Consider the following 24058-nt stretch of genomic DNA (forward strand, 5'->3'; position numbering starts at 1 on the left):
AGACTTTTCCGCTTAACAGCTCTATAAAGTATCGGCAATTTTCTCTCCCCCAATCTTCTTTAAGGCAGTATTCCAACCAGCATCATCCATGTGGTAGAAAACACAAAAGCCAAAAGGGACGGCATCAGGATATTTTTCATCCCATGAGCACCTTTTTTCATGACTTCAGTTCCGGCTGTCGCTGTGGCCGTCATCATGGCAGCTGAAGCAAACGGCATCGCTGCATTCCAATCCAACAACAACTGAGCTAATACTGCCAGGACCGTAAACGGAATCATAAACAACATCCCTGTACTTACAGCTTCCCGTGCAAACTGATTATTCTCTGCATGCAGCATTTGATTGCCGCGGTTAAACAGCATAACAAGCAGATTCACTGTCAGCAGCCCGATTCCCCCAGCGATGATGATTGATAAAAATACGGCGGTCAATCTAACCTCCGGCTTGCTATACGGAATGATGATACCAAATATGATAAAGCATACATACACCGGCCAGAATTTAATGCCTTTCTTTTCTGATTTTTTCGCGTAACCGAGATTCATTTCCATTTCCAACCTCCCATATGTGCAACGTTAGTATTGATTTACCTAAAAACCGAAACGGCCGAGCCCTGCCCATCCGAAAAGAAGGATAGCTCCGCATAACGTGGTTAAAACAATGCTAAAGGCAATCCTGTCTCCGGACATCTGGCGGATCGTAAACAACGCCGGTCTCAAAGCCCATAAGACACCGGTCACACCAAAGGCTACCGCTGTATTCCAGCCCAGCGTGAGCGAACAGATCACGCCAATCAGGGCATAAATCAGCGTAGCGGAATAACCCAGGGAAAAAGATGAAATAGCCCAGGTAATTGAATACTCTCGTTTTGAAGCCTGCGAAAAAGCCCAGGCCAGAACGGCAATAAGGGCAACGCCGCATGTGCCGTAAAGCAGGCCCAGCAAGGTAATTATAATGACAGTAGATACTTCCATTTGTCCGGTCCGAAACATATCCAAGCCCGTCTGCAGAAAAAAAAGTGTGAAAGATAGACCGGAAATCAACAGGGAATATGGCCAGGGAACCTGATTCATCTGACTCTTTATCACTTCACCCGGATTCGCAATCATTTTCAGTGCGACTTTCCATCGCGGTATCGCCTTCGTTTCCGTTGTCTTCATGTTCTTGCCTATCCCTCCAAAACTGTTATTGTTATTTCACGCTTAGAACAATCCGTTCTTAAAAATTATTTCGTTGCCAAACTCTTCAACCAAGCTATTGAATATCTCGTCCAAGCACGCTGGGTCAGTAATGGCAGCAATGTACTTATCGTCATGAGTAATTATCTCCAGCTCGTCTGCCGGCACGTTCCTTACATTGATATTTATAGACTGTAAATCCGCCTTATCGATTACCAGCCGACCATTCGGATGTTCCTCTTGAGGTATTAGGATTATTTGCCCCGGACAATGCTAAGCTCATAGTGCTTCGTCTTATAAAAGCCCGTTTTAAGCCTTTATTTTATAGTTTAGCGCAATGTCGAGTAGCCGCTAGACTCTCACCTCCCTTTCTTCGATCCACTGGTTTGAAGATCAACGGCATTGGATTGTAACCATAAATCAAAACCTAATTTGATTTTATCAGTTTTATACTCCTAAATAATGATAGTCAAATATTTGGCAATGCCAAATATTTGACACGAATGCTGTCATATAATTGGACAAAGATTTGCCTATATAGAAAGATATTACCAACACATCCAATATCCTTCTCTCCCGCAATATTGCAGTAGATGCTTCTTTTATCAGTCGTTTACAGCGTGGTCTGTGCCCCAGCCAAAAATGTTTTTATCTGCAAGCCATGGCCGATTACTTTGCCCGTAATTTAAAAACCGACTATCAAAAGACCACTCTATGGGAAGCGATCAAACAGAGTTCGCTAATTAAGCCTTCCGAAACAGAGTTATTGAAGCCTTTAACGATCATTGTCTAAGAATGGCTTCAATGAAAAAGAGTCGCCGACGGCTGACTCCATTAATTTTTTTTTTAGATGATTATCAATTTCATTAACGAAAGTAATATCACCGCTGCTTTTTGGGATTATCTTCACATTTTATTCAGCAAAGGATCACACAGCACAACAAACCGCGATCACACTTCGGCCAAATTATAGGAACTAACTAATAGAATAGAAGAAATGAACGCTGATCAAAATCACGTTAATCAGAAGTAAAACACGGATATGATTTCAATGAATGAAACTGTTAGCGTGAAAATAGCTTCAATTCAACCATGAACGGTTCCATCGAGGTTGTGTTTGAGATTTTTTTTTCGTCTTATTGTTGGGAATGATAAACTTCGGTAACCTGATTTACTAACTGTCCCTTTCTGCATCCCCTTTTGTTTCATTTTTAAAATCTTTAATCCCTTGTCCCAAGGCCTTACCAAGTCCAGGCAGTTTTCCGGGTCCCACAATCACCAAAACAATCACTAACCCGATCACAGCCACCATGGGGGTAATCATTCCAAATGTAGTCAACATGCTATTTTCCTCCTTCAACTCATTATTTATAAGGTAGTAACTTGTTTGCCAGAAACGTGTTGAGCGACTTATTTAAAATTCAGATACGCCCGGAATCAAAGACCCGTTTTTGGTAGGTTTTCTTTGATACTTTCGGTTGTACTACTCACCGTATCCTCAACCTCGTTCGTTGCCTGCTTGAATTCCTTGAGGCCGCGCCCCAGTGATTTCCCTGCTTCGGGCAGTTTTCCCGGCCCAATAACGATAAGTGCAAGAACTAACAGGATGACTGCAACAGTAGGAGTGACGATACCAAATGTAACCATGATAAAGCCTCCTTGTATTTTTAATTGAATTACCCTCGTTATCTATTTACTGTCTGAGGACAAAGCTCATTTTATTACGTAAAAATAATAACATACCACATTTAACAATCGCTATCTTTTTTTGATAATGCATGATAGCCGAAGTCCAAAAACGTACACGGATAATATTTCTTATATAGGCATTAATGCCTAAAAACAGGCAAATCAAATATTCATTACGAAGATTTGCCTGTTTTTACTTAAAAGCAAAGCACAACCGCTGCTTAATTATACAGCACGGCCGGCATCGTTTCCGGCGCGTATAGCCAACGCGATGTTAAACGGCGCATTGCAGTCGCCGATGGCGTAAGTCTCTTTTACCGAAATCCCGTCAAGCAAAGACTTGTTTGGCAGCAAGTCGGCAGCGTTGATAATCGCGTCCGCGGCGATAGTGACATCAACCCCGTAATCCGTTGCAATGGTAACCTGGCCGTCGCCGATTTTTTTGATTGTGGATCCCGGATAGGCTTTTACCCCCAGCGAATAGAGCGCGGTTGTCATAAAGCGATGGGCGTGTTGCGACTGTTGTTTGTCGAGATCTTCATTCGGGTTGGGCGTCACAATGGTGACCTTCTTTTTGTGCACTGTCAGCCACAAAGCGCAGTCGAAAGCCTGTGCGTTCGAGCCAAATACCACGACTTTTTCGCCGGTTTTATCACCGGTGAAATCGTCATAGTTAAGAATTGGCACGCTGCCGCCTTCTGCACCCACCTTGCCCGGCAAAGCTCCGACTGCAAGGATTACGGCATCGGGAGCTTCGCTCTTAATTAACGCGGCGTTGACTTCTTTGTTCAAAACGACGTTCACGCCCTTCAGCTCCAGCTGTTTGACCAGGTAAGCCTTTAGGTCGTCAAGATTTTCATGAGGACCTTTGATGGCGCTGGCAATGATCATTCTGCCGCCAAGTGCGCCGCTCTTTTCATACAGTGTGACTTTGTGACCGCGGGCAGCTGCGATGCGGGCGGCTTCCATACCGGCCGGACCGCCGCCGATGACCATGACCTTCTTCACCTTTGCAGCAGGCTCAAGCTCATAGGTCTTCGGACCAGTCTTGGTCATAACGCGCTGCGTCAGGGCGTTCACGCGGCAATAAGCCATCATCCGATTCATTTCGTTTGAGCCGCTGTGGCAGTGCAGGCAGCGCGTGCAGGGGGCGATTTCATCAATACGTTTTGCTTTCAGTTTGTTGACGTATTCGGTGTCAACAGTAAGCGGACGGTTCATGAGATAAAAGTCAACCTTGCCGTCGGCGAGAGCTTTCTCGAAGAAATCCGGGGCATGTGCCGGGTCCATGTAGGTGACGGTGCCGCAAGGAATCTTGAGCTCTTTTTTGTAGCGACCCACAATATCAATCAGCATGCCCGCGCCGCTGTGGTTGCCGATCAGCTGGCCTTGCCAATGCCGGGTGAAATCAAATTGGGTACCGTAGCCGGTGGCACCCTCAATGCCGTTTAAGATAAAGTAAAGGTCGCTGCCGAATTGACAGGGATGATTGCCGAGCGGTCCTAAGCGCAGGTGCATCGCATCGCAGCCGGCGGCCTCAAATAACTTGGCAAGACCAATACCTTCTTCTATCGTCGTTACTTTATTGTGGGGAGCGGAAACGGCGTTATCTAACCACATCAGGGTGGCGTTGTTATCAAGGTTGTCGTTTTCTTCAATGCAGTCGATCAAGAGTTGAACCACAAAGTCCTTGCCGCAGGCGCTTTTGATTTTATCAATGCATTCGGTCACAAAGCGCGCGCGGTTTTCTAAAGTGCTTGGGCCGTATTTATCGGTACGGACGTTATGATAGCGGGAAAGGAACTGCTCGCCAAGGTTAAAACCAGCGGCGTTGATTTCCAAAGCAACAAAGCCCATTTGCTGCATTTGCTTCGCAATGGCTGCACCACGGGCCTCTGCGGCTGCAATGTCTGCAGCAGTCATGTCGCCAACCGCTTTCATCGGAAACTGCGCCCACTGATATCCCAGTTTAGCGCCATATTTGCCGCACTCCTTAACCAGTTTCTTCCCAAACGCAATTGTTGCCGCGGGTGTATTCTTACCGTCTACAGGCGGTTCTAACGCGGCAATGCCTTCGACCCAAATGAACTCAACGCCGCCCTTGGCAAATTGTATGTAGTACTGGAGCAGCTCATCGGTTAGCCCCGCCAGGTAAGTGGCCGATCCGGCGGCGGACTTAATCATACGGTGGTTGAGATTGAGCGGTCCGATCTTCAGAGGTGAAAACAGTGTTTTGAGGTCCGTGGTGTTTTGACGGTAATCGTAATCTTGCGGATTGAGATAGGCCGCCGGGATCATTTCGCCTGAATTTGCCCCTCCGGCTGCGTTGCCGGCCGCGTTTCCTGAGGTGCTTCCGGAACCGCTGCTGGCCGTCTGCTCAGATGGCGAGCACCCGGTAAGTCCCACTGCACCCGCGGCAACCAAACCGGCAGCCGCTCCGATCCCTGTCAGAAATTGACGTCTTGATAAACTCATAACTCTTTCTCCCTTCTTGAATAACATCTCCCATTGATGTTAGTTTGAAAGCCATACGATTCGCCAACCGTCAGTCTGTGAATTATTTAATAAATACATTATACTTGTCCATTATATGGTTTTCAAGGAACATATTGGGACATATTTCTACAGAATATTACATTTTACACAGTAACAGATCTTATTCTCGAACAGTTCCCCTTTTGCTTCCACGAATCCTCAGACGTTGTTTTTATTTCTCTCTCACTGATTTGCCGGCCCTATAATTGCCAATCATCAATTATCAGCATCAAAATGCCAAACATGCATACTACTTCTCAGTATTGCCCTACGCAAAAATTCCCGTGAAACTCTTCCCACGGGAACAACAACACACTTACTATTTGATTACAATCACCACACAACGCAACCTTGAGTCCTCAAATTTGCATGTCATCAAATACAACCTTATTCCTTCCGGTTTTTTTGGACAGATAAAGATTCTGGTCGGCCTTTTGGATCAAATCGTTTTTATTGAAACAAGGCGGTGCGTAGTAGGCGGTGCCGACACTGATAGTCAGATTGCCTTCCGGCTGAGTATGCTGATACTTGAATTCATAGGTTTCCACAGTTTTCTTGATCTTTTCAGCTGCAATTTCCACCCCTTTGGCCTTTGTATGGCAGCAGATCACCGCAAATTCCTCCCCACCGTAACGGCACAGGATGTCATTAGAAAAAAGAACTTCTTTCACTATGTTGACAATGGTTTGCAATAATTCGTCCCCGGCCTGATGCCCGTTCAAATCATTATATATCTTGAAATAGTCAATATCGAACATGATCAAACCGAAAGAATAGTCAGTATTTATGGTTTCCCCACCCTTGGCTTGTATTTTGCCGACCCGCTCGATTTCCTGCTCCAGCCGCTCGTCAAAAAAATAGCGGTTGTAAGCCTGAGTAAGCCAGTCTTTCGTCGCCAGGCTCTGTAACTTTTCATTCAGTCGAATCACTTCTTCCAGGTTCCTTTTTTGTTCCGTAATATCCTTGATGAGGATAATAGTCCCCACATGACTTCCTTTGACCATAACCGGAGTGATTTCCCCCAGATAATATTTCACACCGTCACTGGACGGCCGGCTTATTTCCATGCTTACTTTTGTCTGCTCCCGGATCGCCTGACTGACCAAACAGCCAAACTTCTCCGCGTCAAAATCAGGGCAGTTTAGCTTCATAACTGCACGGATCCCGGTTTTTCTGGAAACTCCGGACCACGTCATTTCAAACGCATGATTGAAATCGATGATTTCATCGTCTTCACTGAAAACCACATAGACATCGGAAATGATATCAACAACTTTTTGCAAAGCAATGGGAACGACGCTTAAAAATTTATATTTCACCATAGCGAGAATAATAATGATAATGGTAACCGAAAAAACGACGTTCTCCACAGCCGCAGACCAGTTAAAGATATGAAACGTGCTGAATGAATCAGCAATTAGGGAGATCAAAAGGGCGGAAAAAATAAGTATGGCCTGCTTGGAAAAAAAACCATAATTTTTAACAGCAAAATTCAAAAAACAAACAAGGCCAATTCCGATACATAAATAGGAATAGACCGTATGAATGGTGTAATAAAACCCAAAGTCCTGTTCGGACGGGATCAGGCTGAACGTCGTGTAAAAAAAATGATGGTAAGCGTTGGTAAATAAAACGACCAAGGAAATCACCGGCACAATCAGCAGCAGCGCATGTTTCCAGGAAAACCTGATTCGGGTCTGAGCAAAGATCAAGCCGGTGAATAAGGTTGCCAGCGACACAAAAATAATACCGGTAAAATACATTTTTTCACTGACAGTCACTATCCACGGTGTTCCCGGATAGGAAATCAGGCATAACACGGACGTATTCCAGATAAACAGGCTGATTGCAATCACCATCACGGCATAGTGAATCTGTCTTTTCTTATTTTTTAAGGCGATCAATGAGATTAAAACCAGCATCAACAGGATGGACACCACTAAAAGCACTTGATATACAAACATGCAACGGCCTCTCTTATATCCTTATTCACCTATATTCCTATGAAAATAGGCGATCAACCCATGGTCTTCACCGCATGATCATCCTTTTTCAGGCGTCTTCATCCCGTAATAATTCAACTATCGTTATTCTATATTTTATCAGTCATTCGTATTTTTTTCACCTACCTTTTCGAGAAAAGAAATACGGCAGTTTCGACTATCCCTCACAGTCCTGATATCCCATTACGAAGGCCGCTTCCGACAGACTGAATTCGGCGCACCCTCTGTTTAAAAATTCGATAGTTTGCTTAGTCCAGCATTAAAAGCGGCAATTTTTAATCATCGTCGTCGATACAGTCTCAACGACATCCTTCCAGCGGTTCACCGGCTTCTTTTTAAGTTCCGCTGTACAGACTCCTCTAAATGAGTATCACAGTCAGGGCAGTTTTGTTTAACCTGCCGGAGAGCTTCCGCGACGCGCTCCGTATAGTGATTCTGCTCCAGTATTTCCGCCGTAATCATTTTTTCGAGTTTATTCTGAAGGCTGTAGTCCAGGCTTTCCTGCATGATCTTTACCGGCGGTATCACTTTCCCTTTGTCATAAAAAATATCTGCCACAGATCTTTCTGGGACTGCGTCGGTCTATTCTCTATTGGTTGGGGTTTTCGGATTTTGCTCACGGCCTTACTAACAGATGGGCAGCAGCTTGTGACTTCAGATCCAGATAAAGACCACAGCCAAAAATTCGCATTGCATTTTTACTATGAAAGATTTGTGAAATCCAGATGAGTATGGTCAGCATTTCCAATCGATTTTTGCCGGGTTTTGCTCGTTTTCCACGGCAATGGCCCGAAGATCAGCTTCCATGCGCCCGCACTCTTCAGCAGCGCATAGCTCGATTTGTCCCCATGGCTCATTCGTCTTTAACCGATCATATGCGACCGCTAGCGCGCCATAAAAGGCAAGACCGATACAATGCCGTGCTGAATGGATCGTCGATGCGCATTGACCGATGGTCCTCGCTGCCGCCTGGGCAACAGGATTTCCGTCTGCTTCTCGTGCAGCTGCATGGCACTCCAGGATTGCCGATTTCGCTTGGGTCAGTTTTATTGTTCCAGATAACCACGCACGAGCGGCATTCAGGGCATTATGCGGGCGCAGGTCATTGGGATAGGACTTGTACCACAGAGGTAATATCACACGCTCGGAATAGTCAACCGCCCAAATGGCCAGCGTCTCCTTACTTTGCGTCTCAATCAATTTCATCAGCGACTGAATATACGGTGCTTTCCAGTCACTGAGCATCTTTTTTGCTTTTGGCATAGGCATCCTCCACTCTGTCGTGATTCCTGTTTTATTGTACCAAATTAGATTTTTCGCTTTAATATTCGATATATTTCATGCCCCAGGTTTTGATGCTTATCTATGAATCCACACTATTAGAGTGCCGTACCTTTTGCAGGAACAAACAATCGCGACATATTAACGCCTTCCAGTTCAAGTAATTTGATTTTCTTACTAATGCCTCCTGCATAACCTGTGAGACTGCCATTTGCTCCTACTACCCGATGACATGGGATGATAATTGATATGGGGTTATGGCCAACGGCTCCGCCGACAGCTTGACTTGACATGCTCTCTTTGTTCATTCTTGCGGCCATTTTTTTGGCAATGTCGCCATAGGTGATTACCTCGCCGTAGGGTATTTCACATAAAATGTTCCATACGCCTTGGCGAAAATCGCCGCCAATGGGGGCTAAGGGCAATTCAGATATGGCTGGCTTATGACCGGCGAAATATCTATTCAGCCATTTTTTTGCAGCGTCAAATACGGGCACATCATTCATTTCGGCCATCTTTTCGGATAGCGTACCGCCGTGGTATTTTTGCCCTTCTATCCATAAACCAACCAGTTTTTCTCCGTCACAGGCAAGGGTAATGGTACCTAGGGGTGACGTGTATCGTGTAGAATAAACCATTGCGTCCTCCTTATTTTCCACACGTTATAGCGTGTTCCAAAGGTTGGTTGTGGCGTAACTGCGCCACGGTCGCCACGCGTCTCGCCTCCCAAACGTTGCCCAGATTAATGATACCACATTTCTTAATAATTTCCGGCTTTTTTCGGACATGATTTTATTCAAAAAGGGACGTACCGAAATTTAATGCGTTATACTCTTACCCCTGCGCAAATTACTGCCTGGGCTTTTTGGATACTGACTGTCATGGGCCTGATCGGCGGTATTAATGCTACTTTGCGACTTGACCAGCGTATCCAGCAATTCCGTTTAGGAACAGCAAAGGGAACCCTGCAGTTTCTCTATTTCTTCTTCAACTTCCTCGGCACCTTCAGCATAAAATTTCTCTTCATCAGGAGCCAATTCTTTCAGAAGGCGAAGGAATTCACCGGCATGAACCCTTTCTTCATCGGCTATATCCTTAAGCACCTCAATGGCCAATTTGTTATCGGTAGATTCTGCAAGCTGCATATAAAGCTGAATTGCCTCATACTCAGCTGATACCATAAAACGAATTGCTCTGATCAATTCAGCGTCGGTAAGCTTCTTTTCTTTTGCAAGTCCTGAAAATGGATGTCCAAAGTCTGGCATAATTGTACCTCCACAATAATTTATCAAGATGCGCCCAATTCTTTAATTATTGTAATAAAGGGCAGGATCGCTGTCCTTTATACCGCACATAACATATTGCAATTAGCATGAGATATCAAACAAGATCAAAGCGGTCCGCATCCATCACTTTATTCCAAGCAGCTACGAAATCTTGGATGAATTTTCCTTGAGCGTCATCGCTTGCATAGACTTCCGCAATAGCACGGAGCTCAGAGTTCGAACCAAATATCAGATCAACACGAGTGCCAGTCCACTTGAGTTCACCGGTTGCACGGTCGCGTCCCTCAAAGACTTCTCCTTCTTCATTGACCGGTTTCCAAACCGTGCCCATATCGAGCAGATTCAAGAAGAAGTCGTTTGAAAGGGTTTCTGGATTCTTTGTAAATACGCCATGCTGAGACTGTCCATAATTTGTATTTAGGACACGCATACCACCCAACAGAACTGTCATTTCAGGAGCGGTCAAGGTCAGAAGCTGTGCGCGATCAACCAGCATTTCCTCTGTTGATACGGAATATTTTGCTTTCAGGTAATTTCGGAAACCGTCTGCTTTCGGTTCTAACACCGAAAACGAAACGGTATCCGTCTGCCCTTGAGATGCGTCCGTGCGCCCTGGCTTGAATGGAACTGTAATATTGTTACCAGCGTTTATAGCAGCTTGTTCGATACCTGCACATCCACCTAAAACAATTATGTCAGCAAGTGACACCTTCTTAGTGCCAGATTGGCTACTGTTGAATTCAGATTGGATTTTCTCTAAAATCTGCAATATTTTATTCAATTGTTCCGGGTGATTAACTTCCCAAGTTCTCTGAGGTTCAAGACGAATCCTCGCTCCGTTTGCTCCGCCACGCTTGTCCGAACCGCGGAAGGTTGATGCTGAAGCCCAAGCTGTTGATACGAGCTGAGATACAGATAATCCCGAACCTAATATTTTGCTCTTTAGGGCCACAATATCTTGATCATTAATTAATTCATGATCAACAGCAGGCACAGGGTCCTGCCAGATTAATTCCTCATCCGGAACTTCCGGACCAAGATAGCGTGAACGAGGGCCCATATCACGGTGTGTCAGTTTGAACCAGGTACGGGCAAAAGCATCTGCAAACTCCTCAGGATTGGCGAGGTATCTCTCAGCAATCGGTTTATATAAAGGGTCCATCCTAAGTGAAAGGTCAGCTGTTGTCATCATTGGCGCATGTTTCTTGTTCGGGTCATGCGCATCTTGTACTGTATCTGCCGCAGCAGGATCAGATGGAACCCACTGGTAAGCACCGGCTGGGCTTTTAACCAAATTCCAGTCGTACTTGAACAGCGTGGTTAAATACCCCATATCAAATTTGGTGGGATTCGGCTTCCAGGCCCCTTCAATACCGCTGCTGATCGTATCTCCACCTTTTCCACTGCCAAAGCTGCTCTTCCAACCAAGTCCCATTTGCTCAATAGGTGCCGCCTCTGGTTCCGACCCCACATGAGTCGCCGGACCCGCACCGTGACATTTGCCGAAGGTATGTCCGCCCGCAACGAGCGCAACTGTTTCTTCATCATTCATAGCCATTCGAGCAAAGGTCTCCCGGACATCTCGTCCGGAGGCGACAGCGTCAGGCATACCGTTTGGGCCTTCTGGATTCACATAAATCAAGCCCATTTGAACAGCAGCAAGAGGATTTTCAAGGTTTCTTTCTCCAGAGTAGCGCTTGTCACCAAGCCACTCCGACTCGGAACCCCAGTAAACGTCCTCCTGCGGTTCCCAAACATCCTCACGCCCGCCGCCAAAACCAAACGTCTTAAAGCCCATGGATTCGAGAGCACAGTTACCTGCAAGAATCATGAGATCCCCCCATGAAATTCTCTTGCCATATTTCTTCTTGATTGGCCAAAGCAGGCGGCGCGCTTTATCAAGGTTTACGTTATCGGGCCAGCTGTTGAGCGGCGCGAAGCGTTGCGTACCGTCACCGGCACCGCCACGTCCATCTCCCATTCTGTAAGTACCGGCACTATGCCATGCCATGCGGATAAAAAGCGGCCCGTAGTGGCCGTAATCAGCTGGCCACCAATCCTGTGAGTCCGTCATCATAGCATAAAGGTCTTTTTTTATTGCAGGAAGGTCAAGCTTCTTAAATTCTTCGGAATATTTGAAATCTGCCCCCATTGGGTTGCTCAAGCTTGAGTTTTGATGTAATATCTTCAGATTTAGTTGGTTCGGCCACCAGTCTTTGTTTGAAGTACCACCGCCAGAAATAGCTTTTTTCGTATTACCTGTTACCGGGCATTTCATCTCTTCCATAATTTAATCCTCCTTCACTTGTTTTCATTTATATTCTAAAGACACCTAGGACAGATGCCTTTGAAATATACGTTCTTGTCACTAATTTTGAAGTTGTTCAAATCTTCGGAGGTCAGACAATCTATATCGATACTGAAATTGTATATGGTTCCGCAGGACTCGCATTTAAAGTGTCCGTGGTACTCAACCTCGATATCATATCTTGTTTCATTATCTTCGATAGTAATTACCCTAACCAACCCTGTTTCTATCAGAATTCGCAGAGCGTTATAGACAGTGGTTTTAGATAGTGTAGGTATTTCGTTTTGAAGGGCAGTGAATATCTGATCTACAGTAGGGTGGCATTGATTTTGAGCAAGGTACTCTAAGACCTTCAATCGTTGATGGGAAAGATTAATATTCCTTTGTTTTAATTCTTTCTTTATTTCTTCAAATGATGGTTTCATTAAATTCACTACCTTAATATAGAATAAAAAATATTTTGAATATGTAATAATATTTAAGTTGTAATTGTTACATATCTATTATATTCCTTGAACATATCAAGAGCAATAGGCTGAAAAAGATTCATGCACTATTCAACATAAAATTTATGTTTCGTTCTGCGGTTTTGGAATTTTCCTGTGAATGTCCAGAATATATTAGTTATATTAGGGTCAAATTTCTCCACAAAATTGCCGCAAATGACATTTTTGAAGAGTACAACGTGCCTTGAAGATAAAAAAAAATGCCGCTCGAAGCTAATAGCCCCTTGGCGGCAGAGTATATTTCCAAAACCATATCCTATTTCAGGCCATTATTTTGCTGATTTGGGTTTAAAGCTTCTCACCCCCCCAGATAGGCCTTGCGAATCTCATCGCTCTCTGACAGTTCCTGGCCGGTGCCAGAAATTGTGATTGAGCCAGTCTCCAGCACATAGGCTCTATTAGCAACGGATAGGGCCATCTGGGCATTCTGCTCCACCAGAAGTACCGTCGTTCCAGCCTTGTTCATCTCCTGGATAATGGTGAATATTTGCTCCACCAATATAGGCGCAAGGCCCATAGAGGGCTCATCCAGCATCAAAAGTTTGGGCTGGCTCATAAGCGCCCGGCCTATGGCCAACATCTGCTGCTCGCCTCCGGATAGTGTGCCGGCCACCTGCCGGCGGCGTTCCAAAAGCCGTGGAAACAAAGCATAGACCTTTTCCATCTCTGGCTCTATACTGCGAGGAGGACACGTATAGGCGCCCATTTCCAGATTATCCTGGACGGTCATCTCCAGAAATATACGCCGACCCTCAGGTACATGAGCCAGACCGCGTTCTACGATCTTGTGGGGTGCTGTGGACGTGATATTCTCTCCCAAGAAATTTATTTCCCCGGTCTTGGTGCGCAGCAAGCCGGAAATAGTTTTCAAGATGGTGCTCTTTCCGGCGCCGTTAGCCCCAATCAGGGTCACTATCTCGCCCTCGTTGACCTCGAGAGAGATACCCTTTATGGCGTGGATCGCACCGTAAAAGACGTTTATATCATTGACTTTCAACATCGTTTCAGACCTCCCTCTTCTTGCCTAAATAAGCTTCGATGACCTGAGGGTTGTTCCGAATCTCGCTGGGGGTGCCTTTGGCGATTATTTTACCAAAATTGAGCACACATATTCCCTCGCAGATACCCATGACCAGATTCATGTCGTGCTCTATGAGCATAATGGCGATCTGGAAGGTATCACGAATTTTAACGATATTATCCATCAATTCAGCTGTCTCGGAGGGGTTCATCCCGGCGGCAGGTTCATCCAGGAGCAAAAGCAAGGGTTTCGTGGCTAAGGCACGGACTATCTCAAGCCTGCGTTGGGCACCGTAGGGCAGGGATCCCGCCCGCTTCCTCGCTAGGCTCTGCATATCGAAAATAGACAAAAGCTCCATGGCCTTTTCATGTGCCTGCTTCTCGCCTTTCCAGTAAGCGGGGAGCCGGAGGATGCCATTCCACATACCGTAGCTGATATGATTATGCAAGCCAAGCTTGACATTATCCTCCACCGATAGATTGGAGAAAAGGCGTATATTTTGAAAGGTCCGGGCGATACCGGCTTTGTTAATTTGTACAGTGGTCATGTTATTCGTGTCACGACCATCCAGCAAAATGGTACCATAGGTAGGCTGATAGACCTTAGTGAGCAAATTGAACACAGTCGTCTTGCCTGCGCCGTTGGGGCCAATGAGTCCGGCTATTTCCGTACGGCCGATGGCCATGTTAAAACCCGAAACAGCCGTAAGTCCGCCAAATTCTATACCTAGGTTGCGGGCTTCCAGCACCGGTAGCTTGTCCGCGTCACGCTCAGGTACAATGTTGGTGGAGGGCACGGGAATCATCTTTGTCTCAGGTCTGTTCGTTTTATCCATTTTCTGTACCCCTCTTTCCTTTCCTGAGAGTGGAGGGATGGAACCTTTCACTTAAAGCTCGCATATAGCCCTTAACGACATCGTTGTTGGTAGCCAGCATGATCAGAATGAGAACGATTGCATATATCAGCATGCGGTAGCTGTTAAACTCACGCAGCATCTCAGGGAGTACAGTAAGCAGGACGGCCGCGATAATAGATCCGCGGATATTACCCAGACCTCCCAGAACCACAAAAACAAGAATTAGGATCGAGGTATTGAAGTTGAATTTAGAAGCAATGATGGTGGAAAAATTCATAGCAAATAACGTCCCTGCGGCACCTGCCAGGACGGCGGAGGTGACAAAGGCCATAAGCTTATACTTCGTGACGTGAATACCAATACTCTCTGCTGCAATACGGTTGTCCCGCAGCGCCATAATGGCCCGCCCGGAACGGCTGTTAATTAAATTGAGTACGATAAACAGCGTAATCAGGATAAGGACAAAGCCTATGGTGAAATTGGCAAGCTTCGGTATACCGGTGATTCCCAGCGGTCCGTCAATAATGACTCTGCCGCCTGGGGCAAGGTTCAAAGCATTGGCGTCGGTAAGAAAGCTGAAGTGCAGCCCCGCATTATCCAACCCGACATAAAGGATGTTGATAATATTTTTTATAATCTCTCCAAAAGCCAGAGTGACGATGGCCAAGTAGTCGCCTTTCAGACGCAGGACAGGTATTCCGATCAGGAAGCCGGCTACTCCGGCGCAAAAAGCGCCTATAATAAGGGCTGCGATCAAGCGCAGGATTGTGATGGGTATGATATGCTCCAAGCTGATAGCCGCTGCGACACCCGCAAAGGCACCGATACTCATAAAGCCCGCATGTCCTAATGACAGCTCGCCCAGTATGCCTACGGTCAAGTTCAGTGAAATCGCCAATATCACATAGGCGCAGATTGGAATCAGCTGACCTTGGAGGGAGGAACTGATATTGCCGCTGCTTATAAGCAATTGGACAATAATAAAAGACACGATAACTAAAACGTAAGTGAAGATGTTGGTACGAGTCGATTTTTTCATTGTTATCACACCTCACACTTTCTCGTTGATCTGCTTGCCCAGAAGACCGGTGGGCTTGACCAACAAAGTAAGAATAAGGACGGAGAACACGATAGCGTCGGAAAGCTGGGTGGATATATAACCCTTGCTGAATATCTCTATGATGCCCAGCAGTATACCGCCGATCATAGCACCGGGTATGGAGCCGATTCCGCCAAGCACAGCGGCAGTAAAAGCCTTGATGCCGGGCATGGAGCCAGTGGTGGCATCAAGGTAGGATAAGCGGAACAGAGGAGAACGCCGGCAATCGCTGCCAGGGCAGAGCCGATGGCAAAGGTGACAGAAATAGTGAAGTTAACGTTGATGCCCATCAGCTGAGCAGCACCTTTGTCCTCTGAACAGGCGCGCATAGCCTTACCCATTTTGGTCTTTCCCGTGAACCAGGTCAGCGCGGCCATAATAATAAGACAGGATACAATGGTAACAATGGCGACGATAGAGATGGACAGCCGACCGTCGAAAAGTTTCAGGGAATCGTTTCCTACTACGGAAGTGAACACCTTGGGGTTAGAAGTCCAGAGTAACAGTGCGGCATTCTGAAGAAAATAGCTGACACCAATAGCCGTTATAAGCACGGCCAAGGAGGTGGCTGCTCTCAGTGGCTTGTAGGCCAGACGCTCTATAACCACCCCCAGTATAGTACATACCATTACAGCCAGAAGTACACCGACGACTGGAGGCAGATTCCCCCGGGTTGTAGCAAAGAAACAAACATAGGCACCTACCATGATAACATCGCCATGGGCAAAGTTAAGCATTTTGGCAATGCCGTAGACCATAGTATAGCCAAGAGCTATAATGGCATAGACACTGCCAAGACTGAGTCCGCTAATCAGATAGGATAGAAAGGTCATTACACACACACCTTCATTAAATTTGAACATATTAGGAAAAGAGTGTATACATATAAGAAAAGCTTGGCTGGAGCCAAGCCCTCGGCGAAGGCTACAGCCTTTGCTGCACAATATGCATATTAGAAAGTCATTTAGAGTATCTGATATGTGGACAAAGGGCTGCCGAGTTTGTGCCTCGGCAGCCCTCTCAATGAACTATTTGAAAGGGCAAGCGGTACCTTAGTCCATACCGACGTAAGCACCTTTTTTTATGACCATGCCCTTAGGGCTCTTAGAAACTTCGCCGGTAGCAGCCCACGTCATTTTCTCGCCGGTAAGTCCATCAAAAGAAATAGTGGGGAATACTTTGACCAGTTTCTCACAGATGTCAGCGGCGCTCATGTCAGGAGTACAGCCGGCAGCCTCAAGAGCTTTCTTGTAGGCATACACACAGTCATAACCGTCGGCGGCAAACTGGTTGGGAGTTTCCTTGTAAAGATCCTTGTATTTTTTAACGAAGTTGACGGTGCGCTCATCAGTGGCGTCAGCATTGAAGGGAGTCAGCAGCATAACACCCTCGGCCAGAGAGACGTCAAAGTTCTCCAGAGTCAATATACCATCCATACCGTCCACACCAAAGTACTTGGGAGAGTAACTCATAGACTTTGCCTGCTGGAAGATAAGAGAAGCCGGGGTGTAATACATAGGAAGGAAGATTAAATCGGCGCCCTTTTTCTTGGCGTCCGCCAGCTGAACAGAAAAGTCGGTTTGGCTGTCCTCGGTGAAGGTTGTAGTGGAGACGATCGCCAAGTTCAGTTCTTTGGCCTTGCTGACGAAAGTATTGTAGATTCCCTTGGAATAGACATCGTCGTTCTTGTAAATAATCGCAATTTTTGTTCCGAGCTTTTTGTCAACAATATATTGAGCGGAAGCTGAGCCCTGGTTAGGGTCGGCAAAGCACATCTGATAGACGTTATCCTTGCCCTCAAGGACAGCGGGGGCGGAGGCGGAGGGAGTCAGCGCAAATATCCGGTCTTTAAAAGTCTCAGCACTGGTGGCCACAGCAGGCGTGCTGGTCACGGAGCCGAGGGAAATTTGCATGCCCCAGTCCTTAAGGTTATTGTAAGCATTAACGGCCTTCTCGGCGTCATGCTCATCATCTTCATATTTGAGTTCGAACTGGATGCCACCTTGGGCATTAATCTCATCAACAGCGATCTGCGCACCCTGCTTGGCCGCGTTACCGTATATGGCTGCTCCGCCAGTCAGAGGACCGGTAGCGCCAATCTTAAAGACAGCTGCAGCATTGCCGCCTGCGTTGGAATCTCCGGCAGGAGCTTTCGTACCGCCGCAGCCGGACAGAAGACCAAGGGTGAGGACGAGAGAGAGACCGATACCTAATACTCTTTTCATTTTCATTCCCCTTATCACAGATTTTATTATTTTTTCGAGTCTCTGGGTATGCCCTACAAAAAAACGGCACATACTTTTTGAGGTCATATGCGACTACGCAGCAGTCAGCAATTCTGACCCCCTAAAATATTAACTAAGATCGTAATAATTCTAGCCCTTCAAGGGCCTGCATGTCAAGGTAAACATTATGCAACAGATAAGTATTATGCGAACTTTGTGTTATTTTTTCATCATATATAACATGATTTACCTTCTCACTATTCGCATCATCAGGGATCAACACCCTCTGGTCTTTACCAATAAAGTAGACCTTTCCAATCCAATTATTCCAACAGTGATTTGAGCTCCCTGTCATGTTCATCCTGTTTCAGCTGGGATAATAGTTTATAACCATAAAGCGCAATAAAGCAGACTGATTATTGATATATGTGTGGCCGATGGATGAGTCAAATGTAAAGGCATCACCTTCGTGGATCTTATGACTTCCGGTTTCCATTTCAAGTATCAATTCACCGTTCATAACATAAATATATTCACGTGCACCTTCTGAGTGACCAATACTGGTATTGGAGGAATTCCCATCCAGTTCAACATAAAAAAGTTCAAAGTTCCGCGTCGGAGTGCCAGGGAAATAACAGTATGCCCGATAATGATCAGATTCACCTATCTGCATCACGGCTTTTTCTCTTCGAACAAGCTCACTTTCCCGCTCAACGCCTTCCATCAGGCGGGTATAGGGTACATTAAGTCCATTGGCGATCTTCCAGATGGTATTTATCGTCGGGTTGCTGTTCCCTTTTTCAATATCAGACAGCATGGCTTTGCTGATGCCCGAAACTTTTGATAATTGTCCCAAGGAAAGATTCCGTGATGTTCTCAGGTCCTTTAAGTTGAACCCGATGACTTTGCCTAAATCCATATGAGTACCCTTTCTTATACTTGACAATGATATCGGACGTATGTAAAATGTATAAAACAGTACGATATATCGGACAAATGTATGCTATGTCGGAACAGATTATAGCGTATATTTATCTAAAAATCAAGTTTGGAACAAAAAAACCAAAGCGGTAATCATGGTAATTATGCGGTAAATTATACCGGTAATTATTTTATTTTCAGGAGGTATCTAAATGGAAAAGAAACTTTCAAGAAACGAAGCATGGGATCTGCTGACGGAATATACAAAATCAGAGGCACTGCAGAAGCATGCGATGGCAGTTGAAGCTGTTATGGCACATTTCGCCCGGCTTAACGGAGAGGACGAAGAAGTCTGGGGCGTCGCCGGTCTGCTGCACGATCTGGACTATGAAAAATATCCGGAAGAACACTGCAAAAAGTCAGAGGAGATCATGCTGAAACACGGGATCGATGATGTGTATATCCGGGCAATGAACTGTCACGGTTACGGGATCTGCACCGATGTCAAACCGGAGAGCATGATGGAAAAGATCCTGTATACCGTTGACGAGTTGACCGGTCTTATCAATGCCCTTTGCCTGATGCGCCCCTCAAAAAGCGTGCTGGATCTGGAAGTAAAGTCCGTAAAAAAGAAGTTCAAGGATAAATCGTTTGCTGCCGGCGTCAACCGCGAAATCATAGGCAGCGGCTGTGAAATGCTTGGCATGGAATTGGATGATGTCATCAGGGAAACGATTGAGGGAATGAAAGAGAAAGCACAGGAAATCGGGTTAAAAGGAAATCTTTAATGACCATCTGAGCCAATTGTATTGGGTTGGAATTCTCTTCTGAAAGCAGGAATCACTTTGAAAGAGACACTCAATTATTCATTTAAGCGCACATTACCTATACTTTTTGGCTTTTTTCCTTTAGGCATTGCCTACGGCATTCTTATGCAAAGTATAGGATATAATGCTCTGTGGACAGGCGCATCCAGCACCATTGTGCTGGCAGGATCTCTTCAGTTTTTGATGACCTCATTCTTCGGGGGCGGAGTTTCGATCAGCGCAATCATACTGTTATCTCTCCTGCTGAACAGCCGCCATATGTTCTATGGGTTGAGCTTTATCCAAAAGTTTAACAGCTTTGGTCCAGCAAGCAAATGGTTTCTGATCTATTCGCTGACGGATGAAAGCTATTCCCTTCACTGCTCATATAAGCAGAAGGAAGGGATCAATGAAAAAGCCGCATTTATTCTGACAAGCGCTTTCGTCGTAATTTACTGGGTGTTTTTCAGCGTAATCGGCGCATATGCGGGCAGTCTAATCACATTTGATACGACAGGAATAGATTTTTCATTGACAGCACTTTTTGCAACGATACTGGTCGACCAGATGCGAACCGAGAAAAACATTACTCCGGTTGTCATTGCTGTCATATCAAGCATGGTGAGCATTCTCGTTTTCGGTACCGATAGTTTTATTCTTCCTTCTCTATTAATAACAATTGCAGCGTTGCTTGTTTTCCGGAAACTACTTGAACCGACGGCAGAAATACAGGAGGTACAGGAATGATTTTATCTGTCGAGAGATCCATCATCATTATTGTAATATGCGCTCTGTGCACTATATTAACAAGATCACTTCCATTCCTCATCTTCGGAAACCGCCCGGTTCCGAAAACAGTTCAATATCTTGGCATGATCCTTCCAATGGCCGTTATGGCAACTCTTGTTGTCTATTGCATCAGAGATATTACTTTTACTTCACTGAACGGATTTCTTCCGACGATTATCAGTCTCGCCGTAACTGTTCTCCTGCATTTTTGGAGAAAAAACACTTTCCTCAGCATTATTACAGGTACCGCGTGCTATATGTTTCTGATTCAAGTTGTGTTTTCGCTATAATCAAATATGTACCAAGGATACTTCTCCTTAATGTACTAAGACAAATCATCATTTTATTATTTTCTCTTAATTCAATAGCCAAAAAGCAGTTCTGCCTTCACTATTTCACTGGGTAAACGAATAGGATATGAGTTATTAGGCCGGAGACAACACCCCGGCTTAACAATTTAAATGGAGTAAGCATACGTGGCGATGGCTTTTGCCGCCCAGCATTCGGCTTCCTCAAGCCAGTTGTCCATGGACAGATCATTTTTTATTAAAACTAAAAACATCTCGGTTGAAACCACATCATATAGTCAAGCCTTAAAGCTGCTGAAAGCCTATAAGATTTCAATTTCTGATTCTTCTTCCACTATAATCTTACTTCCTATTAGCAGTGAAATTGCGCCAAAAACAAAAAGCCAGGAACCAGCAAAGTTCCATAAATGCGGTCGAAGCGTTCCTTTGGCCTTACCTTTTAACATTTGTAAGTTGATCTGATCCAATCTTACTGTTGCGTTATAAGCGAAGATAAGCGTGCCTAAGGTTATGATTCCAATTGCAAATAAGGTTATCTGAGCTGGAGTAGGAGTATAAGCAATTTTCACACCATTTTCTTTTTGAATTTCGACGTTTTCTTCTAGGTCGCTGGCTATAATTATTATAACTGAAGCAATGACAAAGAGTACGGCAGCCAATTTTTGATTTTGAATTAACCTCAGAGTAGCGATCATTGAGCAATCACCTTTTTTTGTTAATATCTTATGGAATATTATGGTAGCACGATACTGTTTAGATCAATAATTTTATTTGTTAATTCACAAACTCTTTGCTCTACATTGGATGCGGCCCTAAAAAATTGATTCTATGATTGATATCATCAATTCACTATCGATATCGGCTGTATCCAGTTGTTCTGTTCAATTCAAAGCATCCAAGATTTCAACAGTATGCCGTCCAAAGGATTTTCTTTACGGCTCATACCGCCATTTTACGTTGTCGCTGACATTTTTACTTTCTTCCCTGGCAAAAGAGGAGAGGACGGTTAGCATAAGCTCGCCGTCCCCGGATAATGTAGATATATTTTCCTTTTCAAACCAAATCTCAACCCCGATATTCTTTAACTCCCTGACAACCTCAAGTATAACGGTTGTATTTCTGGCAAACCTGAAAATCGATTTTGTTAGAATCACGTCAATTTCGCCCTGTCTGGCGAGTTCCAGCATCTTTTGAAATTCAGGCCTGTTTTCCGTGGTACCGGTTATTCCTTATCTGCAAAGACACCGGCGAATTCATACTCAGGGTTTGCACAGATAAGGTTTTCGTTATAAGTCGTTTAGTTTTCTAACGAATCGCCCTGGGCTTCCGAGTCCGTCGATACCCTTGCATAGGCGCATCCTTTTTCTTCTTTTGGAGAGTTTTAACTGTCGGCTCTATAATCCTTACCCTCATATGGAGGCTTCTTTCTATCAAATTGGTAGTACTATCATTTGTCTTGACAACGGGGGGACCATAGTCTTCGTTGAACATGGGTCCGAATTACTCGTCGCATTCGAAGATGACATCAGTTCAAAATCGCCATCGATGGCGATTTTGAACTACACCCAGGCCCTCATTTTCTTACTAATGTTTTCTAAATTCTATAATAATATAACCTTTTGTCACTATTGTCAGGCTTATCCCATATGATGTCACTAAAGTACAGGAAAGCGCGGGATAACGATGAGTGATTTGCTGACAAAACGCACGCCGCCTGTTATAGCGGCTGAAATCAATACAATAAAACGCCAAACCAGTAAAATTCTGCTGACCTCTTCCGTCGAAATAGGAAAACGCCTCAAGGAAGCCAAAGCGCTGCTACCCCATGGGGAGTGGGGCAAGTGGCTGGAGGAATCGGTGAGTTATTCTCAAAGAACGGCAGAAAAACTGATGCAAGTCTTTGATGAATATGGGGCTAAACTGCTCGTCTCATCCGAAGATGACAACAGCTCAAATTCGCCATCGATGGCGAATTTAACCTACACCCAGGCACTCATCCTTCTTGGGCTCCCGGAAGAGGAACGGGATGAATTTATCGCTGAGAATGACACAGGCAACATGAGCACGCAGCAGCTGCAGCAGGCAGTATATCGGAGAAACCAGGAACTTGACGGGGAAGAAGACCTACAGAAAGTCTGTGCCGAGCAAAAAGATAAAATCGCCAAATTATCCGATGAGCGCGATCGGGCGAAAAAAGAAGCCACGGATAACCTGCAAGCGGTATGGGCCGAGCAGGGAAATGTTTTAAAGCTGCAGCGGAAGCTGGATATCCTGGCAAATGAAAATGCAGAAGCCAAGCACATTGCCGAGATAGAACACGAAAACAACCTCTTAAAGCTCAATCTCTCCATGAGCCAGGCAGATGCCCGTTTTGAGCTGATAGCCAAAGGATTTGATGATCTTTTTATCGCTATCAAAGAAATGGCCGCAGCAGACCCGGATGCGTGCAGATTATATATATCCCATGCCAATCAGTTATTGACTAAGACGATGAACAAGCTAAAGCGAATAGAGAAAGCGTCCCAGGCTGCTCCGAAAGTACAGGAAAATGCTGAAAATGATGAAAAATGATTGATTTCTTTACCGGAACCCCCGAAAACGACGGGCATACGGTTTTTGGTCAATTGTCATGCCCTCCAAGCCAAGTGCCGTTTCCTGGCATTATAGGTGCCGCAATAGGTCGAGTTCATGGATCATTATCTTTCATCTGTTCTGTCTACAGGGTATTTCAAAAGTCACTTTTTTCAGGTATCCATGAGAAGAGGTAGCGCAGATCCTTCGGAGCGGCAATATCTGAATTCACCAGCTTTTCAAATTTTCCCGATAGATCCTTCTCTAACGCTGCCAGATGAAAATGGCTTGCGCCGATGCCAACGTCTACCCTCTGAATAATAACAGGGTTCTCATCACTGTTACTTGGATTTATTTCAGCGTAAAAATGATAAGCGCCATTCGATTGCACAACCCTCCACGGCTGTTTATTAGTTTCCACTGAGAATCTTACTGTTGCTGGTGATGGCACCTGCCTACAAAGTCCGGTGCCACAAAAACACTGGAGTTTTTATTTGTATAATAACAAAGGCATCAAGATTACTCTCCTGATACCTTTAGATTTTGCATCACTAAGTTCGTTGCCTCACTAAGAGAGTGCATGCCTCCACGTGCCTTGAGGATACAAAAATAATGCCGCTAAAACCTAGTGGGGCCTTGGCGGCATTATTTTTGTAGATAGGCTAACACATATCTA

25 protein-coding genes and 1 pseudogene are annotated in these 24058 nt (G+C 45.2%); 5 read left to right on the forward strand and 21 right to left on the reverse strand.

The window, feature by feature from the left end; all coding sequences use genetic code 11:
- Positions 1-59: 59 nt before the first annotated feature.
- Positions 60-551 carry a hypothetical protein gene (locus LPY66_RS13365; protein ID WP_337984825.1) on the reverse strand — a complete coding sequence of 164 codons (492 nt, stop codon included), beginning with the start codon at positions 549-551 and terminating at the stop codon, positions 60-62.
- Positions 552-590: 39 nt separating this feature from the next.
- Positions 591-1160 carry a hypothetical protein gene (locus LPY66_RS13370; RefSeq protein WP_337984826.1) on the reverse strand — a complete coding sequence of 190 codons (570 nt, stop codon included), beginning with the start codon at positions 1158-1160 and terminating at the stop codon, positions 591-593.
- 679 nt (positions 1161-1839) lie between these two features.
- Here LPY66_RS13370 and LPY66_RS13375 point away from each other — a divergent pair.
- Positions 1840-1971 (forward strand): hypothetical protein, encoded by a 132-nt coding sequence (locus LPY66_RS13375; RefSeq protein ID WP_337984827.1) that lies wholly within the window; start codon positions 1840-1842, stop codon positions 1969-1971.
- Between the two features lie 381 nt (positions 1972-2352).
- On the opposite strand, the gene LPY66_RS13380 is transcribed toward LPY66_RS13375, so the two are convergent.
- The 16 genes and pseudogenes from LPY66_RS13380 to LPY66_RS13455 all read right to left on the reverse strand — a co-directional run bounded on the left by LPY66_RS13380 (position 2353) and on the right by LPY66_RS13455 (position 18906).
- Entirely contained in the window at positions 2353-2520 is a 168-nt protein-coding gene (locus LPY66_RS13380; RefSeq protein ID WP_337984828.1) for a twin-arginine translocase TatA/TatE family subunit, read from the reverse strand.
- Positions 2521-2615: 95 nt separating this feature from the next.
- Positions 2616-2825 (reverse strand): twin-arginine translocase TatA/TatE family subunit, encoded by a 210-nt coding sequence (locus LPY66_RS13385; protein ID WP_443112434.1) that lies wholly within the window; start codon positions 2823-2825, stop codon positions 2616-2618.
- Positions 2826-3092: 267 nt separating this feature from the next.
- The gene (locus LPY66_RS13390) at positions 3093-5342 is read right to left on the reverse strand and encodes an oxidoreductase (protein ID WP_337984829.1); all 2250 of its coding nucleotides are present in this window, start codon (positions 5340-5342) and stop codon (positions 3093-3095) included.
- Positions 5343-5761: 419 nt separating this feature from the next.
- Entirely contained in the window at positions 5762-7366 is a 1605-nt protein-coding gene (locus LPY66_RS13395; RefSeq protein ID WP_337984830.1) for a histidine kinase N-terminal 7TM domain-containing diguanylate cyclase, read from the reverse strand.
- Between the two features lie 360 nt (positions 7367-7726).
- Positions 7727-7963 (reverse strand): hypothetical protein, encoded by a 237-nt coding sequence (locus LPY66_RS13400; protein WP_337984831.1) that lies wholly within the window; start codon positions 7961-7963, stop codon positions 7727-7729.
- A gap of 177 nt (positions 7964-8140) precedes the next feature.
- Entirely contained in the window at positions 8141-8668 is a 528-nt protein-coding gene (locus LPY66_RS13405) for a putative immunity protein (RefSeq protein WP_337984832.1), read from the reverse strand.
- Between the two features lie 116 nt (positions 8669-8784).
- Complete coding sequence (locus LPY66_RS13410; RefSeq protein WP_337984833.1) at positions 8785-9324, reverse strand: methylated-DNA--[protein]-cysteine S-methyltransferase; 540 nt, start codon at positions 9322-9324, stop codon at positions 8785-8787.
- Between the two features lie 306 nt (positions 9325-9630).
- Entirely contained in the window at positions 9631-9951 is a 321-nt protein-coding gene (locus LPY66_RS13415; RefSeq protein WP_337984834.1) for a ferritin family protein, read from the reverse strand.
- A gap of 115 nt (positions 9952-10066) precedes the next feature.
- Positions 10067-12259, reverse strand: coding sequence for a catalase/peroxidase HPI (gene katG / locus LPY66_RS13420; protein WP_337984835.1), 2193 nt, complete (start codon positions 12257-12259; stop codon positions 10067-10069).
- A gap of 35 nt (positions 12260-12294) precedes the next feature.
- A complete protein-coding gene (locus LPY66_RS13425; protein WP_337984836.1) occupies positions 12295-12705 on the reverse strand; it encodes a Fur family transcriptional regulator in 411 nt (136 codons plus the stop codon).
- Between the two features lie 379 nt (positions 12706-13084).
- Entirely contained in the window at positions 13085-13786 is a 702-nt protein-coding gene (locus LPY66_RS13430) for an ABC transporter ATP-binding protein (RefSeq protein WP_337984837.1), read from the reverse strand.
- Positions 13787-13790: 4 nt separating this feature from the next.
- Positions 13791-14612 (reverse strand): ABC transporter ATP-binding protein, encoded by an 822-nt coding sequence (locus tag LPY66_RS13435; RefSeq protein WP_337988092.1) that lies wholly within the window; start codon positions 14610-14612, stop codon positions 13791-13793.
- A gap of 22 nt (positions 14613-14634) precedes the next feature.
- Positions 14635-15702, reverse strand: coding sequence for a branched-chain amino acid ABC transporter permease (locus tag LPY66_RS13440; RefSeq protein ID WP_443112435.1), 1068 nt, complete (start codon positions 15700-15702; stop codon positions 14635-14637).
- A gap of 12 nt (positions 15703-15714) precedes the next feature.
- Positions 15715-16595 (reverse strand): annotated as a pseudogene (locus LPY66_RS13445) (branched-chain amino acid ABC transporter permease).
- 219 nt (positions 16596-16814) lie between these two features.
- The gene (locus tag LPY66_RS13450; protein ID WP_337984839.1) at positions 16815-17987 is read right to left on the reverse strand and encodes an ABC transporter substrate-binding protein; all 1173 of its coding nucleotides are present in this window, start codon (positions 17985-17987) and stop codon (positions 16815-16817) included.
- Between the two features lie 367 nt (positions 17988-18354).
- Positions 18355-18906: a helix-turn-helix domain-containing protein gene (locus tag LPY66_RS13455; protein WP_337984840.1), complete on the reverse strand. Its 552-nt coding sequence runs from the start codon at positions 18904-18906 to the stop codon at positions 18355-18357.
- A 214-nt stretch (positions 18907-19120) separates the two neighbouring features.
- On the opposite strand from LPY66_RS13455, the gene LPY66_RS13460 reads away from it, so the two are divergent.
- From LPY66_RS13460 to LPY66_RS13470, 3 genes are read left to right on the forward strand one after another with little or no spacing between them, the layout of a single operon-like run.
- Positions 19121-19696, forward strand: coding sequence for an HDIG domain-containing metalloprotein (locus LPY66_RS13460; protein ID WP_337984841.1), 576 nt, complete (start codon positions 19121-19123; stop codon positions 19694-19696).
- 57 nt (positions 19697-19753) lie between these two features.
- Entirely contained in the window at positions 19754-20461 is a 708-nt protein-coding gene (locus tag LPY66_RS13465) for an AzlC family ABC transporter permease (protein WP_337984842.1), read from the forward strand.
- On the forward strand, positions 20458-20793 hold the full coding sequence (locus LPY66_RS13470; RefSeq protein WP_337984843.1) for a branched-chain amino acid transporter permease: 336 nt from the start codon (positions 20458-20460) through the stop codon (positions 20791-20793). Before LPY66_RS13465 ends, LPY66_RS13470 begins: the two co-directional genes overlap by 4 nt.
- A 320-nt stretch (positions 20794-21113) precedes the next feature.
- On the opposite strand, the gene LPY66_RS13475 is transcribed toward LPY66_RS13470, so the two are convergent.
- Together LPY66_RS13475 and LPY66_RS13480 are read right to left on the reverse strand one after the other, a co-directional pair.
- On the reverse strand, positions 21114-21506 hold the full coding sequence (locus LPY66_RS13475) for a hypothetical protein (protein ID WP_337984844.1): 393 nt from the start codon (positions 21504-21506) through the stop codon (positions 21114-21116).
- Between the two features lie 237 nt (positions 21507-21743).
- Positions 21744-21998, reverse strand: coding sequence for a recombinase family protein (locus tag LPY66_RS13480; protein WP_337984845.1), 255 nt, complete (start codon positions 21996-21998; stop codon positions 21744-21746).
- Positions 21999-22494: 496 nt separating this feature from the next.
- On the opposite strand from LPY66_RS13480, the gene LPY66_RS13485 reads away from it, so the two are divergent.
- Positions 22495-23382, forward strand: a complete 888-nt coding sequence (locus LPY66_RS13485) for a DUF3102 domain-containing protein (RefSeq protein WP_337984846.1) — start codon at positions 22495-22497, stop codon at positions 23380-23382.
- Between the two features lie 157 nt (positions 23383-23539).
- Here LPY66_RS13485 and LPY66_RS13490 read toward each other — a convergent pair whose 3' ends face one another.
- Complete coding sequence (locus tag LPY66_RS13490) at positions 23540-23803, reverse strand: hypothetical protein (protein WP_337984847.1); 264 nt, start codon at positions 23801-23803, stop codon at positions 23540-23542.
- Between the last annotated feature and the right edge of the window lie 255 nt (positions 23804-24058).

The sequence above is a fragment of the Dehalobacter sp. DCM genome (assembly GCF_024972775.1).
Lineage (GTDB): Bacteria > Bacillota > Desulfitobacteriia > Desulfitobacteriales > Syntrophobotulaceae > Dehalobacter.

Excerpts from the sequence above, each read along its gene's own strand:
- LPY66_RS13365 (WP_337984825.1), bottom strand. The coding sequence starts at position 551 with ATGGAAATGAATCTCGGTTACGCGAAAAAATCAGAAAAGAAAGGCATT.
- LPY66_RS13370 (WP_337984826.1), bottom strand. The coding sequence starts at position 1,160 with ATGAAGACAACGGAAACGAAGGCGATACCGCGATGGAAAGTCGCACTG.
- LPY66_RS13375 (WP_337984827.1), top strand. The coding sequence starts at position 1,840 with ATGGCCGATTACTTTGCCCGTAATTTAAAAACCGACTATCAAAAGACC.
- LPY66_RS13380 (WP_337984828.1), bottom strand. The coding sequence starts at position 2,520 with ATGTTGACTACATTTGGAATGATTACCCCCATGGTGGCTGTGATCGGG.
- LPY66_RS13385 (WP_443112434.1), bottom strand. The coding sequence starts at position 2,825 with ATGGTTACATTTGGTATCGTCACTCCTACTGTTGCAGTCATCCTGTTA.
- LPY66_RS13390 (WP_337984829.1), bottom strand. The coding sequence starts at position 5,342 with ATGAGTTTATCAAGACGTCAATTTCTGACAGGGATCGGAGCGGCTGCC.
- LPY66_RS13395 (WP_337984830.1), bottom strand. The coding sequence starts at position 7,366 with ATGTTTGTATATCAAGTGCTTTTAGTGGTGTCCATCCTGTTGATGCTG.
- LPY66_RS13405 (WP_337984832.1), bottom strand. The coding sequence starts at position 8,668 with ATGCCAAAAGCAAAAAAGATGCTCAGTGACTGGAAAGCACCGTATATT.
- LPY66_RS13410 (WP_337984833.1), bottom strand. The coding sequence starts at position 9,324 with ATGGTTTATTCTACACGATACACGTCACCCCTAGGTACCATTACCCTT.
- LPY66_RS13415 (WP_337984834.1), bottom strand. The coding sequence starts at position 9,951 with ATGCCAGACTTTGGACATCCATTTTCAGGACTTGCAAAAGAAAAGAAG.
- katG (WP_337984835.1), bottom strand. The coding sequence starts at position 12,259 with ATGGAAGAGATGAAATGCCCGGTAACAGGTAATACGAAAAAAGCTATT.
- LPY66_RS13425 (WP_337984836.1), bottom strand. The coding sequence starts at position 12,705 with ATGAAACCATCATTTGAAGAAATAAAGAAAGAATTAAAACAAAGGAAT.
- LPY66_RS13430 (WP_337984837.1), bottom strand. The coding sequence starts at position 13,786 with ATGTTGAAAGTCAATGATATAAACGTCTTTTACGGTGCGATCCACGCC.
- LPY66_RS13435 (WP_337988092.1), bottom strand. The coding sequence starts at position 14,612 with ATGATTCCCGTGCCCTCCACCAACATTGTACCTGAGCGTGACGCGGAC.
- LPY66_RS13440 (WP_443112435.1), bottom strand. The coding sequence starts at position 15,702 with ATGAAAAAATCGACTCGTACCAACATCTTCACTTACGTTTTAGTTATC.
- LPY66_RS13450 (WP_337984839.1), bottom strand. The coding sequence starts at position 17,987 with ATGAAAAGAGTATTAGGTATCGGTCTCTCTCTCGTCCTCACCCTTGGT.
- LPY66_RS13455 (WP_337984840.1), bottom strand. The coding sequence starts at position 18,906 with ATGGATTTAGGCAAAGTCATCGGGTTCAACTTAAAGGACCTGAGAACA.
- LPY66_RS13460 (WP_337984841.1), top strand. The coding sequence starts at position 19,121 with ATGGAAAAGAAACTTTCAAGAAACGAAGCATGGGATCTGCTGACGGAA.
- LPY66_RS13470 (WP_337984843.1), top strand. The coding sequence starts at position 20,458 with ATGATTTTATCTGTCGAGAGATCCATCATCATTATTGTAATATGCGCT.
- LPY66_RS13475 (WP_337984844.1), bottom strand. The coding sequence starts at position 21,506 with ATGATCGCTACTCTGAGGTTAATTCAAAATCAAAAATTGGCTGCCGTA.
- LPY66_RS13480 (WP_337984845.1), bottom strand. The coding sequence starts at position 21,998 with ATGCTGGAACTCGCCAGACAGGGCGAAATTGACGTGATTCTAACAAAA.
- LPY66_RS13485 (WP_337984846.1), top strand. The coding sequence starts at position 22,495 with ATGAGTGATTTGCTGACAAAACGCACGCCGCCTGTTATAGCGGCTGAA.